The sequence below is a fragment of the Rhizobium sp. 42MFCr.1 genome (assembly GCF_000377185.1).
In the GTDB taxonomy this organism is placed as follows: domain Bacteria; phylum Pseudomonadota; class Alphaproteobacteria; order Rhizobiales; family Rhizobiaceae; genus Rhizobium; species Rhizobium altiplani.
The window spans coordinates 15,467-31,149 of the sequence record NZ_KB897871.1 but is presented as its reverse complement, the minus strand read 5'-3'; the positions used below and the strand labels follow the sequence as shown (position 1 = coordinate 31,149).

16 protein-coding genes and 1 pseudogene are annotated in these 15,683 nt (G+C 57.8%); 11 read left to right on the top strand and 6 right to left on the bottom strand.

Features of this window, described 5'->3' with window-relative positions:
* The first annotated feature begins 53 nt into the window (after nt 1–53).
* The 3 genes from C934_RS0129430 to C934_RS0129415 all read left to right on the top strand — a co-directional run bounded on the left by C934_RS0129430 (nt 54) and on the right by C934_RS0129415 (nt 2,131).
* The gene (locus C934_RS0129430; protein ID WP_018860066.1) at nt 54–404 is read left to right on the top strand and encodes a hypothetical protein; all 351 of its coding nucleotides are present in this window, start codon (nt 54–56) and stop codon (nt 402–404) included.
* Between the two features lie 342 nt (nt 405–746).
* On the top strand, nt 747–890 hold the full coding sequence (locus C934_RS35385; protein WP_018860103.1) for a hypothetical protein: 144 nt from the start codon (nt 747–749) through the stop codon (nt 888–890).
* Between the two features lie 203 nt (nt 891–1,093).
* Nucleotides 1,094–2,131, top strand: coding sequence for a fatty acid desaturase (locus tag C934_RS0129415; RefSeq protein WP_018860101.1), 1,038 nt, complete (start codon nt 1,094–1,096; stop codon nt 2,129–2,131).
* Between the two features lie 38 nt (nt 2,132–2,169).
* On the opposite strand, the gene C934_RS0129410 is transcribed toward C934_RS0129415, so the two are convergent.
* Nucleotides 2,170–2,961 (bottom strand): NYN domain-containing protein, encoded by a 792-nt coding sequence (locus C934_RS0129410; protein WP_018860100.1) that lies wholly within the window; start codon nt 2,959–2,961, stop codon nt 2,170–2,172.
* Nucleotides 2,962–3,251: 290 nt separating this feature from the next.
* Here C934_RS0129410 and C934_RS0129405 point away from each other — a divergent pair, with 290 nt between their 5' ends.
* From C934_RS0129405 to C934_RS0129395, 3 genes are all read left to right on the top strand, one after another.
* The gene (locus C934_RS0129405) at nt 3,252–4,334 is read left to right on the top strand and encodes an extracellular catalytic domain type 1 short-chain-length polyhydroxyalkanoate depolymerase (RefSeq protein ID WP_026372188.1); all 1,083 of its coding nucleotides are present in this window, start codon (nt 3,252–3,254) and stop codon (nt 4,332–4,334) included.
* A gap of 392 nt (nt 4,335–4,726) precedes the next feature.
* On the top strand, nt 4,727–5,653 hold the full coding sequence (locus C934_RS0129400) for a hypothetical protein (protein ID WP_018860098.1): 927 nt from the start codon (nt 4,727–4,729) through the stop codon (nt 5,651–5,653).
* 25 nt (nt 5,654–5,678) lie between these two features.
* Nucleotides 5,679–6,170 carry a YciE/YciF ferroxidase family protein gene (locus C934_RS0129395; protein ID WP_018860097.1) on the top strand — a complete coding sequence of 164 codons (492 nt, stop codon included), beginning with the start codon at nt 5,679–5,681 and terminating at the stop codon, nt 6,168–6,170.
* Nucleotides 6,171–6,283: 113 nt separating this feature from the next.
* On the opposite strand, the gene C934_RS0129390 is transcribed toward C934_RS0129395, so the two are convergent.
* Nucleotides 6,284–7,045 (bottom strand): DNA polymerase III subunit epsilon, encoded by a 762-nt coding sequence (locus C934_RS0129390; RefSeq protein ID WP_018860096.1) that lies wholly within the window; start codon nt 7,043–7,045, stop codon nt 6,284–6,286.
* A gap of 193 nt (nt 7,046–7,238) precedes the next feature.
* Nucleotides 7,239–7,464: pseudogene (locus C934_RS36010) on the bottom strand (GNAT family N-acetyltransferase); the annotation flags it as partial.
* 243 nt (nt 7,465–7,707) lie between these two features.
* Between C934_RS36010 and C934_RS0129385 the strand changes: the two are divergent.
* Nucleotides 7,708–8,082 carry a hypothetical protein gene (locus C934_RS0129385; protein ID WP_018860095.1) on the top strand — a complete coding sequence of 125 codons (375 nt, stop codon included), beginning with the start codon at nt 7,708–7,710 and terminating at the stop codon, nt 8,080–8,082.
* A gap of 377 nt (nt 8,083–8,459) precedes the next feature.
* Nucleotides 8,460–9,629, top strand: coding sequence for a GAF domain-containing sensor histidine kinase (locus C934_RS0129380; RefSeq protein WP_018860094.1), 1,170 nt, complete (start codon nt 8,460–8,462; stop codon nt 9,627–9,629).
* Nucleotides 9,630–9,837: 208 nt separating this feature from the next.
* On the opposite strand, the gene C934_RS0129375 is transcribed toward C934_RS0129380, so the two are convergent.
* Nucleotides 9,838–10,242, bottom strand: a complete 405-nt coding sequence (locus tag C934_RS0129375; RefSeq protein ID WP_018860092.1) for a response regulator — start codon at nt 10,240–10,242, stop codon at nt 9,838–9,840.
* Nucleotides 10,243–10,500: 258 nt separating this feature from the next.
* Between C934_RS0129375 and C934_RS0129370 the strand changes: the two genes are divergently transcribed.
* From C934_RS0129370 to C934_RS0129360, 3 genes are all read left to right on the top strand, one after another.
* Nucleotides 10,501–10,818, top strand: a complete 318-nt coding sequence (locus C934_RS0129370) for a PepSY domain-containing protein (RefSeq protein WP_018860091.1) — start codon at nt 10,501–10,503, stop codon at nt 10,816–10,818.
* 38 nt (nt 10,819–10,856) lie between these two features.
* A complete protein-coding gene (locus C934_RS0129365) occupies nt 10,857–11,465 on the top strand; it encodes a general stress protein (protein WP_018860090.1) in 609 nt (202 codons plus the stop codon).
* A gap of 86 nt (nt 11,466–11,551) precedes the next feature.
* Nucleotides 11,552–12,055 (top strand): YciE/YciF ferroxidase family protein, encoded by a 504-nt coding sequence (locus C934_RS0129360; RefSeq protein ID WP_018860089.1) that lies wholly within the window; start codon nt 11,552–11,554, stop codon nt 12,053–12,055.
* Here the strand turns inward: C934_RS0129360 and C934_RS32925 are convergent.
* Nucleotides 12,027–13,136, bottom strand: coding sequence for an extracellular catalytic domain type 1 short-chain-length polyhydroxyalkanoate depolymerase (locus tag C934_RS32925; RefSeq protein WP_335328556.1), 1,110 nt, complete (start codon nt 13,134–13,136; stop codon nt 12,027–12,029). The two genes, C934_RS0129360 and C934_RS32925, sit on opposite strands and share 29 nt — an antisense overlap.
* Before the next feature lie 278 nt (nt 13,137–13,414).
* The gene (locus C934_RS0129350; protein WP_018860088.1) at nt 13,415–14,539 is read right to left on the bottom strand and encodes an AI-2E family transporter; all 1,125 of its coding nucleotides are present in this window, start codon (nt 14,537–14,539) and stop codon (nt 13,415–13,417) included.
* Nucleotides 14,540–15,683 lie beyond the last annotated feature (1,144 nt).

Below are 15,683 nucleotides of genomic sequence, written 5' to 3'. Positions count from 1 at the left end.
GTTATTGTAGTTCTGCGCAATATTGCGCGTTTTCATTCAGATTGGATATGGACATGCTAGACATGACCTGGCTTCGCCCCGGCCTATGGGGAGCGGCATGCGGCGCGGCCGCACTTGCCATCGTCGGCTTCACATGGGGAGGTTGGGTGACTAATGGCAGTGCTCAAAAAGCCGCCGGGATCGAGCGAACCTCGGCCATCGCGGCTGCGCTGACGCCCTATTGCCTCGAGAGGGCCAAATCGGATCCAGCTTCGGCAGAGATCTTGGCCGCACTCAAAGCAGCCGGCACCTACGGGCGTAGCGACGTTATCAAAAAGGCCGGCTGGGCAACGCCACTTGGCAGCACCGAGCCTAATGTAGACCTTGCACAGGCCTGCCAGATTGCACTTGGAAGCGCGGGCTAAGTTCAAAGCCTGGGTCGCGGGGACTGAATGGAAGGAGCCGTGCCATGATTGAAGCGATCAGTCAAACAGAGATCGACGGATAACGAGTGATCCGTTTAGAAAAAGCTTGATCTGCAGTCATCGCTGAAGGAAGTTGAAATCAGGTGGGGCCGAACCGGTCCACGATTCTGCGAAAGAAGAGAATAAAAAGACAGGCAGAGACCAAGTACCGTCACGAACCTCAAACGGCTGATGATGACCGCCTCTTTAGAGTCGCATGCTGGAATCCTATGCCTGCCCGTCGCTTTGTCCCCGCGTCGTGCGCCCGGCACTTTAATTTCAATGAACAAAGGATCGCCCTGGATGGCCAAAGGACAAGTGCGAAGCAACCGTGAGGCGCGGAAACCGAAACAGGAAAAGGCGCCGGCGAAGGTGCAGGCAAGCTTTGCCAACCAGATCAAGGATGCCTCGAAAAGCAGCCTGCAGGGCGGCAAACACAAGAATTGAAGCACAAACAATAGCGCCAAAGCGCCGGCTTTGCTCGCCGAGTTAGCGCCTTGAACAGACATATTCCGAAAACCAGGAGATTCGGCAATGATAAACACTCTTCATGAGATCTATCGTTTCGACTATAGGCTGTTCCTCATCAGGTCCGCCGTGGTGATAGCCCTCGCCTTCTCGGCATTCGTTACCATGCGTGGAATTATTCTTTGATCGATACCATCGACCGCGACCTGAACCCTCCCCTTTCCGATGAAAGGGCATGGCTCAATATCCTCGCCAGATACCGTCAGCCATATCTCAAACGCAGCGTTATCGAACTTATAGTGACCGCCATCCCGTTCGCGCTTTTCTGGGTCGGCGCATGGGCATCGGTTCACTACAGCTGCTGGCCCGGCCTGATCCTCATCGTTCCCGCAGCAGCCTTCCTGTTGCGTCTGTTCATGATCCAGCACGACTGCGGCCATGGTTCCTTCTTCGCGCGTCGACGCGCTGACGACTGGACGGGCCGAGTGATCGGTGTCCTGACGCTTACGCCCTATGACTATTGGCGTCGGGCGCATGCGGAGCATCACGCCTCGGCAGGCAATCTCGAGGAGCGCGGCATCGGCGACATAACCACATTGACGGTATCGGAATACAAGGCCCTTTCGTGGTCCGGACGGCTTAGCTACCGGCTCTACAGGCATCCGGCAATCATGTTCGGCATTGGCCCCGCATGGCTGTTCCTGTTCAAGCAGCGGCTGCCCTTCGGCATGATGCAAGCCGGTTCATTGCCCTGGATATCCACCATGGCGACAAATCTGGCGATCGTTGTCATCTCCGGGGTACTGATATGGGCAATCGGAATCCTGCCCTTCCTGGTGGTGCATCTGCCGATCACCCTGCTGGCCGGAGCCGCGGGCATATGGCTTTTCTACGTCCAGCACCAGTTCGAGGAAACCCATTGGTCGAAAAAGCCGGAATGGCAGTTTTCACATGCAGCCCTTCATGGCGCGTCGCACTACGATCTGCCGCTCGCACTACGCTGGATCAGCGGTAATATCGGCATCCATCACGTTCATCATCTGTCGAGCAGGGTGCCCTACTACAGGCTGCCGGAAGTGCTGCAGGATCACCCCGAACTGGCCGGCGTCGGCCGTATTACGCTGATGCAGAGCCTGCACTGCGTAAAACTGGTTCTCTGGGATGAGCAAAGCCGGCGCCTGATCTCGTTTCGCGATGCCGCAAACTTGCCCTACGCGTAATAGTAGGCGATTTAACAGGCCATCGTGGATAAACCAGTTTATTCCGTGGCGGGACTGTTTGCAGAGCTGCGGGAGCGTCCTCTCTTTGCTCTTTCCTCTGCGTTCGGCTTCTGCCTGATGCGAATCCTGAGAGGACTGCCTTCGGTCCGTTCGATGTCGAACTGGCCCGTCTTGCGGACGAGGTCGCTCAATTTCTTGAAGCCGAATGTCCGCGGATCGAAATCCGGTGCCAGATTGAGAAGCTGCTTGCCGACCGTGCCGAGGCTGATCCAGCCGTCATCAGTATCTTCCTGAGCCAGGACACGCTTTATCAGAAGGCTGGCCGTATCCGGTGACTGCAGAGGCTTGCTGCTTGTGGCGGTATCGCCTTCCTCCCTTATCTTTCCCGGCAAGAGGTTTTCGGTATAGATGAAACGTCGGCATGCTTGGCGAAAACTCTCCGGGGTTTTCTGCTCCCCGAACCCGAAAACATCGATGCCCTGTTCGCGGATGCGTGCCGCTAGCCTCGTGAAATCGCTGTCGGACGAAACCAGGCAGAAGCCGTCGAAACGCCCGCTGTGCAGCAGGTCCATCGCATCGATGACAAGCGTGATGTCGGACGCATTCTTGCCTGTCGTATAGGCGAATTGCTGCTGCGGAATAATCGCGTGCTTTGCCAGGATCTCAGCCCAGCCCCGCGAACGCGTCCCCGAAAAATCACCGTAGATGCGGCGCACGCTCGCCTCGCCGATCTTGGCGACCTCTTCAAAAAGACCGTCGGCAATTCTCGCTGAGGTGTTATCTGCATCGATAAGAACCGCCAGACGCGGTGATCGTGGTTCAGATGGCATATATTGCCTCCCCCGTGCTTCAGTTCAGCCTTGCTACATTTCTTCGGTGATTACCTCGAGACGGGCACTCCGAATGCCGTCGACAGGGCGACATTTGTCGCATCACGACCGACCGCTCTCTCCGATGCTCGAAGAAGGCGCGGTTGGACGAGGTCACCACCTTGAGCAATCGATGTAAGCAACCTGGTCGCGGGCCGCCACATTAATTTTGTGCAACGCAGCAACCTCTAGCGTTCTCGCTCGTTGAGGTTACAATCATCGCCGTCATGGCCGTGATCTTAGGAGCCAAGATGCGACCATTATCCGACACCATAGCTCGTCTGTCACGGTTAAACCGCCGTCCCCCTTTCCCAAGCGATGCCCTCCCCACACGGCTGAGCGACCTTCCAAATTTCGGTTCCAACCCGGGAGCCCTCTCCGCCAAATTCTATGCCCCGTCAGAGCCCCCGAAATCGCCAGGCCTTGCCGTCGTTCTTCACGGCTGCACGCAAACAGCGGCGGGCTACGACGGTTGCGCCGGTTGGTCCAAACTTGCAGAGGAGTATGGCTTCTACGTCCTTTTTCCGCAGCAGAGGCGCGAGAACAACGCCAACCTTTGCTTCAACTGGTTTGAGAAAGGCGACACGGTCAGAGATCACGGCGAAGCGATGTCCATACGGCAGATGATTGAAACTCTTGCCGCGAAATGGAAAATCGATAGAAAGCGCATTTTCATAACGGGCCTGTCCGCTGGCGGAGCAATGGCGAACGTTATGCTTGCTACCTACCCTGAAGTGTTCGCAGGCGGGGCAATTATCGCGGGACTGCCCTATGGCGTAGCATCAACGGTCCCAGAAGCTTTCGACAGAATGCGTGGCCACGGAGTGCCTGACAGGAACAAGCTGCAAAACCTGCTACGTGGGGCGGCTCCGACATTGACGACGTGGCCGTCAATCTCGGTTTGGCATGGTACAGCAGACCAGACGGTGTCTGCCGTCAATGCCACCGCGATCGTTGACCAATGGCGTGGCGCCCATGGAGTTGAAGGATATCCGCCGACAGTTACAAAGGACGAAGGTGTGGTGCGCCAGGATTGGCATAACGAAAGCGGCCAGGTCGTACTATCTTATCATTCGATCGATGGAATGGGGCACGGGACGCCTGTCGATGCTTCAAACGAGCGAGAAAACAGCGGCCCATTCATGTTAGACGTGGGCCTTTCCTCGACTTCAAAAATTGCTGCCGACTGGGGTCTCACACCGTCGTTTGAACGGAGGCCGCAGTCTACCCAAGTGCAGACGGCGCATCTTGCGCCACCGATAGCTCCCGATTTGTCATCCGGGATAAAGCAAACGATTGAGAATGCCCTGCGAGCTGCTGGGCTGATGAAATAAAGCCATTCGCACAAGCGCACGGACACATGGGCCGTTGGTTTTGCTGTCCAATCGACTCGTTGGCAATCCTGATTAACCCGTCAACCGTAAGGTCGCCGCCACTGGAACCAATAACGTCATCGTTCGCGCTGTTGGTGCTCTCCCACAGATTTGATGGTGCCCCTCGAACAATTCTGGTGGAAACCGGAACCTTTGGGCATTGGCGGTGTTAGACTACGCCAACCTCATGCAGGGCTGGCAGTTACTTCCTCAAGCAAAGCTATCCGTCACATTGCTGCGGAAAAGCACCCGCACTTCAATCTTTGCACTCTGCGAAGATTGAAGCGGTCTCACACTTCCAAACAATTCACACATGGCTGGCTGCCTCTGCAGTCCGCGAAAGGACTACGTCCATGTCTCAGACATCAACCCTGCCCGCTGACACTGTTGCATACGCAGCAAACTCAGACGACGTTCATGCTACGACGACTGCAGCACTGAACAGGATTTCATGGGGAGCGATTATTGCCGGTGTCGCACTCGCGCTTACGGCCCAGTTCCTTCTCAACCTTCTTGGAGTTGGGATTGGTGCCGCCGTTCTCGATCCGGCCACAACTGACAATCCAACCGCGACCTCCTTCTCGATCATCAGCGCACTATGGTTCGTCGTTGCTGGGCTCGTTGCCTCGTTCATAGGAGCCTACGCTGCAAGCCGTCTGTCGGGTCGACCGAGCGAAACGACAGGCGGATTCCAAGGAGTAACTTCCTGGGCAGTGACCACACTTGTCGTCCTTTACCTTCTTACCACGTCGGTCGGAGCGCTGGTTGGCGGTGCGTTCAGCGGCCTTTCAAGCGTGGTAGGTGGTGTTGGAAAGACGGCAGCCACCGCCGCATCAGCAGCTGCACCCTTGCTAGCGACGGCAACGGACCCGATGAGCGTAATCGAAAGGCAAATTCGCGACGGCAGCGGTACAAACGACCCCCAATCCCTTCAGGCCACAGCTATCTCGGCGATGAAGGCGGTCACCACTGGCGATCAATCAAAGGTCGCGGATGCGAAAACGCGGGCAGCTGACGCACTCGCCAAGGCTGAAAATATTCCCGTCGACCAAGCTCGTGCGAAGGTCGATGAATACGAGGCTAGCTATCGCGACGCCGTGGAGACTGCAAAACAACAGGCGCTCACTGCAGCGCAGACCACGGCCACTGTCGTTTCGCGAGGCGCTCTCCTTGGCTTCCTTGCTCTCGTCTTGGGGGGCATTGCTGCCTGGTTTGGGGGCGTGGCTGGCACGAAACCCGTCGTTGTCGTCAAGGAATACAACCTCGACCGCAACTCTTAATCCCACAATCGAAGGGAATACGAAGATGACAGAACCAAGAAATCTCAGGGATCTCCTGTATGAAACGCTGAAAGACATCTATTTCGCGGAGAAGCAGATACTCAGCGCACTTCCCAAAATGGCAGAGGCTGTACAGTCACGCGACCTGCGACAGGCCTTTCGGACCCACGAGGGTCAGACCGAAACGCATATCGAGCGGTTGGAGGAGGTATTCGAACTAATCGGCAAGCCCGCGCAGAAAAAGACCTGCAATGCGATCCTCGGCATCATCGAGGAAGGCAAGGAAGTTATGGAGCAGTTCAAGGACACCGAAGCTCTTGATCCGGGACTGCTCGCGGGGGCGCAGGCAGTCGAGCATTACGAGATCAGTCGCTACGGCACGATGGTCACCTGGGCAAAAACGCTTGGCCTCGACGAAGTTGCCGGTTTGCTTGCGACGACCCTCGACGAAGAGGAGGCCACCGATGAGCTGCTCTCCGAACTCGCCGAAGCGACCGTGAACGCGAAAGCCGCCTGACCATCGAAAGGCGTGCGTTGCTTGGTGGCGCACGCCCGCGTATGAATAAAAAACATTGATCTAGCGGCAACTGCTGTATGCCACCACGGAGGTTGCCAGCCCTCTGAGCAAACCTACAAAAGCGTGCCTTGCGGCGGTTGAACGGCGGCGGGTAAATCCTCACCGCCGCGCCGACGCAGCTCAGTTTTGGCGCTGAAACGGATATCTGGATCCCGTGCAAGCGACAGTTCCCTGAGCGTCTCAACGCTTAGCCGATCCCACGTCTTGCCCCGTTCAGCACCGGACGGCACCCGTGGCAGCAAGCCGGGTTCTACACTCCACGCAATGAGCTGCTCAAGAGAGACCTCATTTAGCATATCACGTAGGTGATGCGCCGTGACATACGCGTCCGGCATTGCCCGATGGGCCGGAAGGCCGATTTCGCGGACGAGCCCAACCGGCATGCGCTGGTATCGCAGCATCTGGTTGGAGAAGCTTGTCAGTTGGGGCCAGAGCCGCATGGCACATTTCCAGGTACAGATCCATGGACTCCCACCGGTGAGACTTGGGCTGCAATAGTGCTTTTCAAATGCTGCCCGGTGTGCCGCAAGCGCCATAACTCCACCTTGAGGTCGCAAAATACTGGATGCTACCTCCCGCCAATACGGCGCCGTTGCGACATCTGCATCGAGAATGTGGTGGATCGCCATGGTCTCGACGGCGATAGGACGTCCTGGATTGACCAGCAAAGCTCCACGCTCCTGCTCGATCCGCCAACGGCCATCTGAACCGAGTGCGACGTCCTGCCAACCAATTTCGCAGACGTCATTCCGGCCTTTGCCAGCGGTCTCCAGGTCGATAACCCGAACGCGGGGATCCTTAGTCAGATCTGTCATATCGCGAGCAAGCCTTCATCATCTTATATCTTCTTACCGGACGTTGCTGCCGATCAGGGGGCGTGACAAGCCTTCACTTCGAGGCTTCGGAAGCCAGAGAAGCTTGGAAGGAATTTCCGTACCAGGGCTCGCCTACGTTGTTGCACAATCGCTGGTCGCGGGTTTCAACCTTTTTGCTTCGGTTGAATCGGGCCGCCTCTGTCTGCCTACAGCTGCACCGGCGATAGAATGACCCGAGATGCGGTTTAAAAACGACGTGTAGCCAACTTGCGCCCCGCTCCCGTGCAACATTCGCTTCTTTGACTAACCTCGTGGCGATCCTCCTCCTGCACATAAGCGGGGCTAACGCAGGTATCCAGGATCATCGCGTGAAAAGCGCCATCTGTGGCGACGTTGACAAAACCTATCAGATGCCCCTCTGCACGTCCTTTACGAGGCCTACTGCCATTATCGCCCTTCAACGGCGAGGCCAGTCTGTCGGCGTTGCTTGGCCTCGGACAGTGGCCGCTAGGATCAAAAGGACCATCTCGGGACTCTACATTTGCTGTCGCCAAGATCCGCAGCCGAGTTGCGACGGAGCACGCCGGTCAAGTTAGTTTTGAGCGCCGGTGGAACTAACTCGTCGTTCCGAGCTTATCTCGCTGCCCTTTGGAGTGAAAAAGATGACGGACTTTCAGGACATCAGCATCGTAGAACTCAATGACATAGGCTCCGGTTTGTCCAACGAGGGCCCGCTGACCAGCATGGTCCTTCGCCTTTCCGCAGACGCGCCTGATTCGTGGTGCGCCGCCTTCAACGAGGGATGGCAGTCTCACGCTGGCATGATGAAGCGGAAAGCGACGGCCAACCGTGATACCATCACTTCCCTCTGTATGCCCTACGAATTGCAGGGGCAGATCATTGAACTGAACAAGGTCATTTCCCAGACAAACGCCACTTATCGCGCCTCACTGTCCCCAGAGGTGGCCGGGTGCTACCGTGAGGCGGATGCTAGGCGAGAACTCAGCGACCTGAAAAACTCGCTTACCTACGAATGACCATCTGCTCGGGACTTCAAGATGGGCCAACACCGGTCAGCCATCCGCCCATCGCACGATCGATCGAACACGATATCAGTCCGAGGCCGTCGTTAAGCGGTGCCGGTGCCGCCTGTGGAGTCTTCTGCCGGTGAGGCCAATTTTTCCACAGCAAGAGAGCTCGTAAAGGCCTGCCGCCAGGGGTGAGTTTGCATACCTGCTTGAGCGATGGCGGCGGACGCTCAAACGAGCGCCGGGCCGACCGATACAAGTTGGAAGCCCTTGGTCTTGGAACGGACGTTGGCATGTATTTCGCGCATCGCTTCAGTCTGTCCTATTGCGCCGTCTCGCCTCAGCCATCATGTATGATAGCGTCAGACGCGAACCGCAAGGTGGCTATGGGAGAGATCAAAGCAGACATCGAGGCCGTCGGCCGGATGGAAGAAGTCCCCACTATTTTAGAAGTCGTCTGCAAGACCACGGGGATGGGTTTTGCTGCCGTCGCGAGAGTGACGGAAAGGCGTTGGGTGGCTTGCGCAGTTCTCGACAGTATCGACTTCGGGCTCACGCCCGGCAGTGAACTGAGGCTTGAGTCGACGATCTGCAACGAGATCCGGCAGAGCCACCAGTCTGTCGTCATCAACAGCGTCACTGATAGTCCCTACTATCGTGATCATCACACGCCGGCAACCTACGGCTTTCAGAGCTACATCTCCGTCCCGATCGTTCAGCGCGACGGCTCCTTTTTCGGAACGCTATGCGCCATAGACCCCTCGCCTCACAAACTCGACAATCCCGAGACGATCGGCATGTTCAAGCTGTTCGCCAAGCTGATCGCCAGCAATCTCGACAATGAGGCTGATCTCGTTCAGGTACACGCCGACCTTGCTGAGGAGCGCGAACTGTCTGTAGTCCGCGAGCAGTTCGTGGCGGTGCTTGGCCATGATCTGCGCAATCCGATCGCGTCGATGATGGCGGGCATCCGACGCCTCACTCGTACTGGCGTCAACGACGAGACGCGCAAGATTCTCAACTTGATGCAATACAGTGCGGTCCGAATGCGCGACCTGGTCGACAACGTCCTTGATTTCGCACGGGCGCGGCTTGGCGATGGCCTGAAGTTGGAGGTCGTGGCGGAGGCGCCGTTGGGACCGGTGCTCGAGGACGTGGTCAGTGAGGTTCGGGCGGTGAACCCGGACCGGGAAATCCGCTCGACGTTCGACCTGGTGCGCGATGTAAGATGTGATCATCCGCGGATCGCGCAGCTCCTGTCCAACCTTGTAGGCAATGCCGTCACTCACGGCGATCCGACACAGCCGATCGAAATCGGAGCGAGCACGCGCAATGGCACATTCGAACTCTGGGTGTCGAACGCAGGTGACCCTATTTCCGAAGCAGCTATGGGAACACTCTTCAAGCCGTTCTTCCGAGGCGAAGTGCGCGGCAGCCGGCAAGGACTGGGCCTGGGTCTCTACATCGCCAGCGAGATCGCACGGGTCCACGGTGGAGCACTTTCCGTGAGATCGGATGAAAACGAGACGCGCTTCACCTTCACGATGCCGCTCTAACCGCATGTCAACGGCCATCTTCCCGCGCGAGACGGACCTTGACATGCCGGGGATGTCGATGAATTGGTGGCGGCGCAATCAATGGCTGCCCATCGAGATCATCACGTCGGCGACCACGACTCACAGCCGTCATTCCCTCCGGCGCGTGCGATTGCCTCGCCAATCCATGGTATAAGCTGGTCATCGCCGAGATAAGGAAGGCGGTCTATCAGCATTTGCGGCGGGGGCCGTTCGGAAAGTGCTCCAGCAGCACCCCGAGTACCGTCTCAGCTGAGAACGGCTTTTGAATGAAACTTGCGTTGTCCGGCAGGTCGCCATCGTTCGGCAGCCGCGCCCCGGAGGCGACGACGACCTCGATGCCCGGCCAGCGTTCGGCCACCTTCCTGGCCAGTTGGAATCCATCCATATCCCCTCCCGTGTACACATCCGTGAAGAGAAGCTGGAGCGAATTGTATTTAATCAGGAACGCAAAGGCATCATCGGCCGACGACGCCTCGACGACATAGTATCCCGCGCCGGAGATGATGTCCGCGGTGTCCATGCGGATCAGTGGCTCGTCGTCCACGACAAGGGCGATTGGTTGGGAGATTTCGTCGAATTGCTTGCTGCTCATGCCGGGTAACCTTGGCGCCGCGTGGTTGTTCCACGCAGCGCGAAAGCATTTCGGCTACACCGGAGACGACGGCATCGTGTCCTCCTATTGCTGCACGCAGGAACGTTCAGCAATCCGGGTGCACGGTCGCCGAGGCCGGGGCCGTGGCCAGCAACGGAGATTCACCTCCATTCCATCTTAACGTCGGAACATAACGTTGCGCGGCGAGTTCTCATCTCACGGACGTGTGAACCCGCTCCGGGAAAACGAGGAATCTCAATGAAAATCATGATTTTGGCCGCGGCGCTCGTCGCAGCGTCGGCGATGATGGCTGCTGCCCAGACAACCCCAGCACCATCGACCGAGGGCAAAATGCCCGCAGTTGCAACTCCCAACACGAAGAATCCGACCGCGCCTGTAGAGGGAGCCAACAGCTTCACCGAGGCGCAAGCAAAGGACCGCATTGAGCAGGGAGGTTACAGCGGCGTGACGGGACTGAAGCTCGATGACAAGGGCGTATGGCAGGCGTCCGCCACCAAGGACGGCAAGCCCGTCAAGGTCAGCCTCGACTATCAAGGCAACATTGTCGCCATGTGATCGCCAATAGCGATCGAACCCCTTTTGAGGAGACTTTCATGAAAACGATCACCGGACTTTTCGACGACTATAACGATGCAAGCTCGGCCGTCAGCGCCCTGGAAGCAGCGGGCATACCCTCCACCGACATCAGCATCGTCTCCAATAACGCGGACGACGGCCACGTTAGCAACCAGTCGGGTACTGCGACCGGGGCTGAATCCGGCGCCGGACTTGGCGCGGTTGTCGGCGGTGCAGGCGGCCTTCTTACCGGTTTGGGCATTATGGCCATTCCTGGCGTCGGTCCCGTCGTTGCGGCTGGTTGGCTTGCCGCGACGGCGGTCGGCGCTGTTGCTGGCGCAGTCGCAGGCGGTGCAGCCGGCGGACTGATTGGCGCCCTGACGGATTCCGGGGTGTCCGAGGAGGACGCCCATCTCTATGCCGAGGGCATTCGACGCGGCGGCTCGCTCGTGACGGCAAGGGTCGACGATGCATTTGCAACTGAGGCCGAAGCGATCCTGAAGGGCTTAAACTGGGTCGATCCCGTCGAACGCCGGGCGGCTTACAACGAACAGGGCTGGACGGAGTTCGACGACACGCTCGACCCCTACGCCCCGGATCAGATCGACCAAGAGCGCAAAAGATACCGCAGTCCCGCAAACCTCTGATCGATCGATCAGATCCGGCGAGAACGAAGCCAGGCGAGGTTATCGCCTGGTGCGAAAGAAAATTCAACCAACCCGAGGAGCCAATCATGGCCAAGGAAATCAAAACACTCGACGTGCTTTTCCACGACACGCTGAAGGATGTCTATTTCGCAGAAAACAAGATCGTCGCCACGCTGCCAAAGATGCACGACGCCGCGAAGAGCAAGCAGCTCAAGGACGCCTTTACGAAGCACCTCGCCGAGACGAAGGTCCATGTGCAGCGGCTGGAAGAGGTCTTCAAGATCATCGGCAAGAAGCCGGAACAAAAGACCTGCGACGCAATCATGGGTATCGTAAAGGAGGGCGCTGAGATCATCGAGGACTATCAGGGCGCTCCGGCTCTCGATGCCGGCCTCCTGGCCGCCGCTCAGGCCGTCGAGCACTATGAGATGTCGCGCTATGGCACCCTTAGAACATGGGCGCTTGAACTTGGCAGGAAGGACGCAGCGAAACTCCTTCAGACCACGCTTGACGAAGAGCAGGCGACCGACCTCGCCCTCACCGCGATCGCCACGAAGGTCGTCAACCAGAACGCTGAAAAGGCGGCCTAAAGCCTAAGGTCAACGATCTGGACCCGATGGACGCGCGCACCGCGCGACCATCGGGCAGCCCTAGAGCCTGCGCAGCCCCCACAGTCGCATCAACTGATTTGGCGCGGAGATTTCTGCCGGTAGCACGAAGGGGTCTTGCGAGCGTTTCGGCGCGGTGGCGGCCGCTTTGCTTATCGGAATGCCGTGACCCAATCCCGCGACTGAATAGAGCGCCACGCGGACTTGCCCTGCTCGCTTCCAAGACCGCAGGACGCCCCATGATTTCTCCTCGAATCGCCCGGCTTCTTCGGGGATCCCAAGCACTTCGAGCCATTGCGCAATGCATGCATTTGCGTTGACGGGATTGACCACCCTGTCCCGCGCTTCCTGCCAAATCGTCACTGAGGGCCACGCGCGGCAATCTGGCGACGTTTTCTCTGACGCGCCGTCCCCATCCGCCTCGCGGAGCCGAAGCCCCGGACCGCATCACGCGCAGGGCCGACATTGCGTCGCCCGCAGCGCCAAACGGCAGGCCGACAATGATCGCCACCCCTGCGAACGATTCGGGATAGTTGGCGACCAGCGCGGAGGTCATCGCCCCGCCGGCTGACAGTCCGGCAATGAAGATGCGCGACCGGTCGATCCGATGGCGGACACATACGTACTCGATCATCTTCCGTATCGACATTAACTCCCCACGGTCGTAGGCAACGGCGCTCGGACGAAACCAGTTAAAGCACCCTTGCGCGTTGTTCGCCTTCGTCTGCTCCGGATAAAGGAGGATGAACCCGCGCTCCCTGGCGAGCTTCGAGAAACCGCTTGCGGCATCAAGGCTTTCGGGGGTCTGGCGGCAGCCGTGCAGCAGAACGACCAGCGCTGGGACATGTTCCCGCCTCTCCGGAACGAAGGATTTCATGATAAGACCACCGGGATTGGTGCCGAAAGCGGATGTCTGCCGAAGGACACAGGGTGTTTTCCGAGTGGAGGGTCGAGTACGCTTTCTTTTGGCCGATGAACCTCGAAACGCCTTCTCGAGTAGCTTGCGGAACTTCTTCTGCGTCTTGAGCGCCTTCGATAGCGATCTGCCGAAACCGTTTTTCATGAGCCGTCGCTTTCGTTGCTTTTCCTGGCGGACTCAAACGCTGAGTAGACGAGGTTTTCCGCGGGAAGACGCTGATGTGGGACCATCAAGCCGGGGCGCGCTGTCGGCAGTCCACAATGTCGGTGCTTGACCGAAACCGCCGACAAATTCGAACAGGGCGTTTGAACGTTGAAAGGGCGCTCCAGACGTCTTGCCGTGAGAAGCTGCCGAACGAGCCGCGGCATATCCACATTGGAGTCTTCCAGCAGCTCCGCCGCAGGAACAACAGAGTGTCGCAATTATTCGTCACCGCTGAGGAAGTGCCCGATGGCGGCAAGAGGCCGAATTCCATCGCAGACGATTTTCGTGACGGCCAGCATCGGTACGGCCAGAATTGCTCCCGGCACACCCCACATCCAGAACCAGAAAATTAGCGCTATGATTACAAGTACAGGATTGAGTGTGAAGCGCCGGGCGAGCAGCATCGGCGTGATGATCTCTCCCTCGGCCACATGGATTAGAAAATAGAGCGCAGCCGGTAGAAGAGCCAGCCACAACGGATCTATTACCAGAAGGCCGGCGAGGAAAAAAATTCCGACCCCTAGAAGGGGTCCCATGATGGGGACATAGTTTAGAAGAAACGCCACGACACCCCATAGAACCGGATCACCGAGCCCTGTCAGCCACATGGCTATGCCTGTGGCCAGACCAACGGCGCCATTCATGACTGTGATGGTGACCAGATAGGCGGAGATATTCTTCTCGACATCCTGGGACATTTCGACGACCTGGCGCTTCTCCTTGAAGTTAGGCAGTATTTCGACCATCCGTTTTAAGAACGTGCTTCCGGATACGAGCAAAAAAAACAATATGATGATGGTTTCGAAGAAACTGGCTGCGAAGTGGGTAGTTCCAGCAAATAGCGTCGCTGCGATCGTTGAACCGCCTCCCCCACTTGAGACGGAACCCTGCTGCATGAAGTTGTCAAGCTGATGCAGGAACGTCTGGAGTGCTTTCACGGGTTGATTGAGGAACTTCAGACGCTCCTGCAATCTGGGAATACCTTCGGGCAGCTTCGCAGCCCACTCCGTCGCCGGACCGGAGATCGCAGCCCCGATACCGACGATGGCGCCGAAGAACAACAGGATTAGCAACAAAGCTGCAAGGCTTCGCGGAAAATGGAGTTTCTCGAGCAATCGCATGGCCGGCTGGAATAGAAGCTTAAGAACGAACGCGAGAACAATGGGCAGCACGATTTCGGCCGCCAGGTAGGCAATACACAATATGGCGAGCGCTACCAGCAGTGAGAGCAGCACAACCACCGGATTGGTCGGCAGATCCAGCGTTCTGGCTTGTGCGACGGGACCCGGTTTGGGCTCTGCCACGTTATCGACGTTCAGTTCGGTATTGTCATCGGTCGCCATTTTGTATTTCCTTTGACCCTGCCAAACTGACCGGTCGTATTGAGTTGCAAGAGCCCGTTTGTCACCGACCCACAAAGTGTGTTTAAGCCTCGGTGTTTTTGCGGATCTGCTCACCGGGCTTGGTATCCTGCGCGCGGGTGCTCGAACGCCTGTAAGCCAGCGCTTCTCTTGAGGAAGGATTGCTGGTGCCAGAGGTCACGCCTAACTTAGTTGCAGTGGCTCCGCTTGCCGATGGCACGTTGTTGCTCCTTCACTGAGGAGAGCGGGTGTGTCTCGCTATGAGAACAAAAATACCAGTCAAGTGTTCCGCCCTGTCTGACAGTTCCGAGCACAACTAGGTGAAGGCCGCCGCCGCGTTGGGGCCGGGCGTGCGAAACGCCCTGTGCTTTCCCATTCAGCCCGGGTAAGACCCTCCAGCTCGTCGAAGGCGCGAACCACATCGAGCCTTGCGACAGTTCTTCAAACGACTCTCGACCCATCCGGGGCCGCGAAGCAGCAGAGTGAACCCGTCCCGGCGCCATGTCTTCATAGGAGCTTTCATGAGGAGGGACGGCTTACTTGACGCTCTCAATCATGCGCTGCCCAGCTTCTCCCGGACGTGAATCTAGAGGATTGCAGCTAGTTGCCCAGCAGACCCTGTATCTCGTAGCGATGCAGACAGGGACCTAGTCCCGGTCGCTTCCCGATTAAGCACGCACGCCATCTCCTCAGCATCGATTTTCGAAAGGTTTAGTAGGGGAATGAATCGCGGCTTGGCGACACTGCTGGAGTGCGTGTCAACCACCGCCCAACTGCCGTTCACCTCGCGCCGATGCGCGTAGGGCATTTCGGTCGTCTCGCTCATTTCACCATCTCCGGCATTGCGCCCTCTATAGAGCGCAGCAACACGGACTCTGAGGGGACATGCAGAGGACCGGCGAGAGGCCGCATCTTGGAGGTCAAGTAATGTGCTCGCTTAAGCAGCGTCTGAAGGATTTGAGCGTCACGTGCACGAAAGTCGACGTGCTGAATGCTGGAAGACACAGGTCCTCCTTTCAAGTAAGGCCAGGGTTGGTGGCCCTGAAGCAGCCGCGCCTGTAAGAATTGCTGCTGAAGTGGCGACAATGGGCGCATGCCTATCTAATGGCAAGCGATCAGTTGAGGT

Excerpts from the sequence above, each read along its gene's own strand:
- C934_RS0129430 (WP_018860066.1), top strand. The coding sequence starts at position 54 with ATGCTAGACATGACCTGGCTTCGCCCCGGCCTATGGGGAGCGGCATGC.
- C934_RS35385 (WP_018860103.1), top strand. The coding sequence starts at position 747 with ATGGCCAAAGGACAAGTGCGAAGCAACCGTGAGGCGCGGAAACCGAAA.
- C934_RS0129410 (WP_018860100.1), bottom strand. The coding sequence starts at position 2,961 with ATGCCATCTGAACCACGATCACCGCGTCTGGCGGTTCTTATCGATGCA.
- C934_RS0129405 (WP_026372188.1), top strand. The coding sequence starts at position 3,252 with ATGCGACCATTATCCGACACCATAGCTCGTCTGTCACGGTTAAACCGC.
- C934_RS0129400 (WP_018860098.1), top strand. The coding sequence starts at position 4,727 with ATGTCTCAGACATCAACCCTGCCCGCTGACACTGTTGCATACGCAGCA.
- C934_RS0129395 (WP_018860097.1), top strand. The coding sequence starts at position 5,679 with ATGACAGAACCAAGAAATCTCAGGGATCTCCTGTATGAAACGCTGAAA.
- C934_RS0129390 (WP_018860096.1), bottom strand. The coding sequence starts at position 7,045 with ATGACAGATCTGACTAAGGATCCCCGCGTTCGGGTTATCGACCTGGAG.
- C934_RS0129385 (WP_018860095.1), top strand. The coding sequence starts at position 7,708 with ATGACGGACTTTCAGGACATCAGCATCGTAGAACTCAATGACATAGGC.
- C934_RS0129380 (WP_018860094.1), top strand. The coding sequence starts at position 8,460 with ATGGGAGAGATCAAAGCAGACATCGAGGCCGTCGGCCGGATGGAAGAA.
- C934_RS0129375 (WP_018860092.1), bottom strand. The coding sequence starts at position 10,242 with ATGAGCAGCAAGCAATTCGACGAAATCTCCCAACCAATCGCCCTTGTC.
- C934_RS0129370 (WP_018860091.1), top strand. The coding sequence starts at position 10,501 with ATGAAAATCATGATTTTGGCCGCGGCGCTCGTCGCAGCGTCGGCGATG.
- C934_RS0129365 (WP_018860090.1), top strand. The coding sequence starts at position 10,857 with ATGAAAACGATCACCGGACTTTTCGACGACTATAACGATGCAAGCTCG.
- C934_RS0129360 (WP_018860089.1), top strand. The coding sequence starts at position 11,552 with ATGGCCAAGGAAATCAAAACACTCGACGTGCTTTTCCACGACACGCTG.
- C934_RS32925 (WP_335328556.1), bottom strand. The coding sequence starts at position 13,136 with ATGAAAAACGGTTTCGGCAGATCGCTATCGAAGGCGCTCAAGACGCAG.
- C934_RS0129350 (WP_018860088.1), bottom strand. The coding sequence starts at position 14,539 with ATGGCGACCGATGACAATACCGAACTGAACGTCGATAACGTGGCAGAG.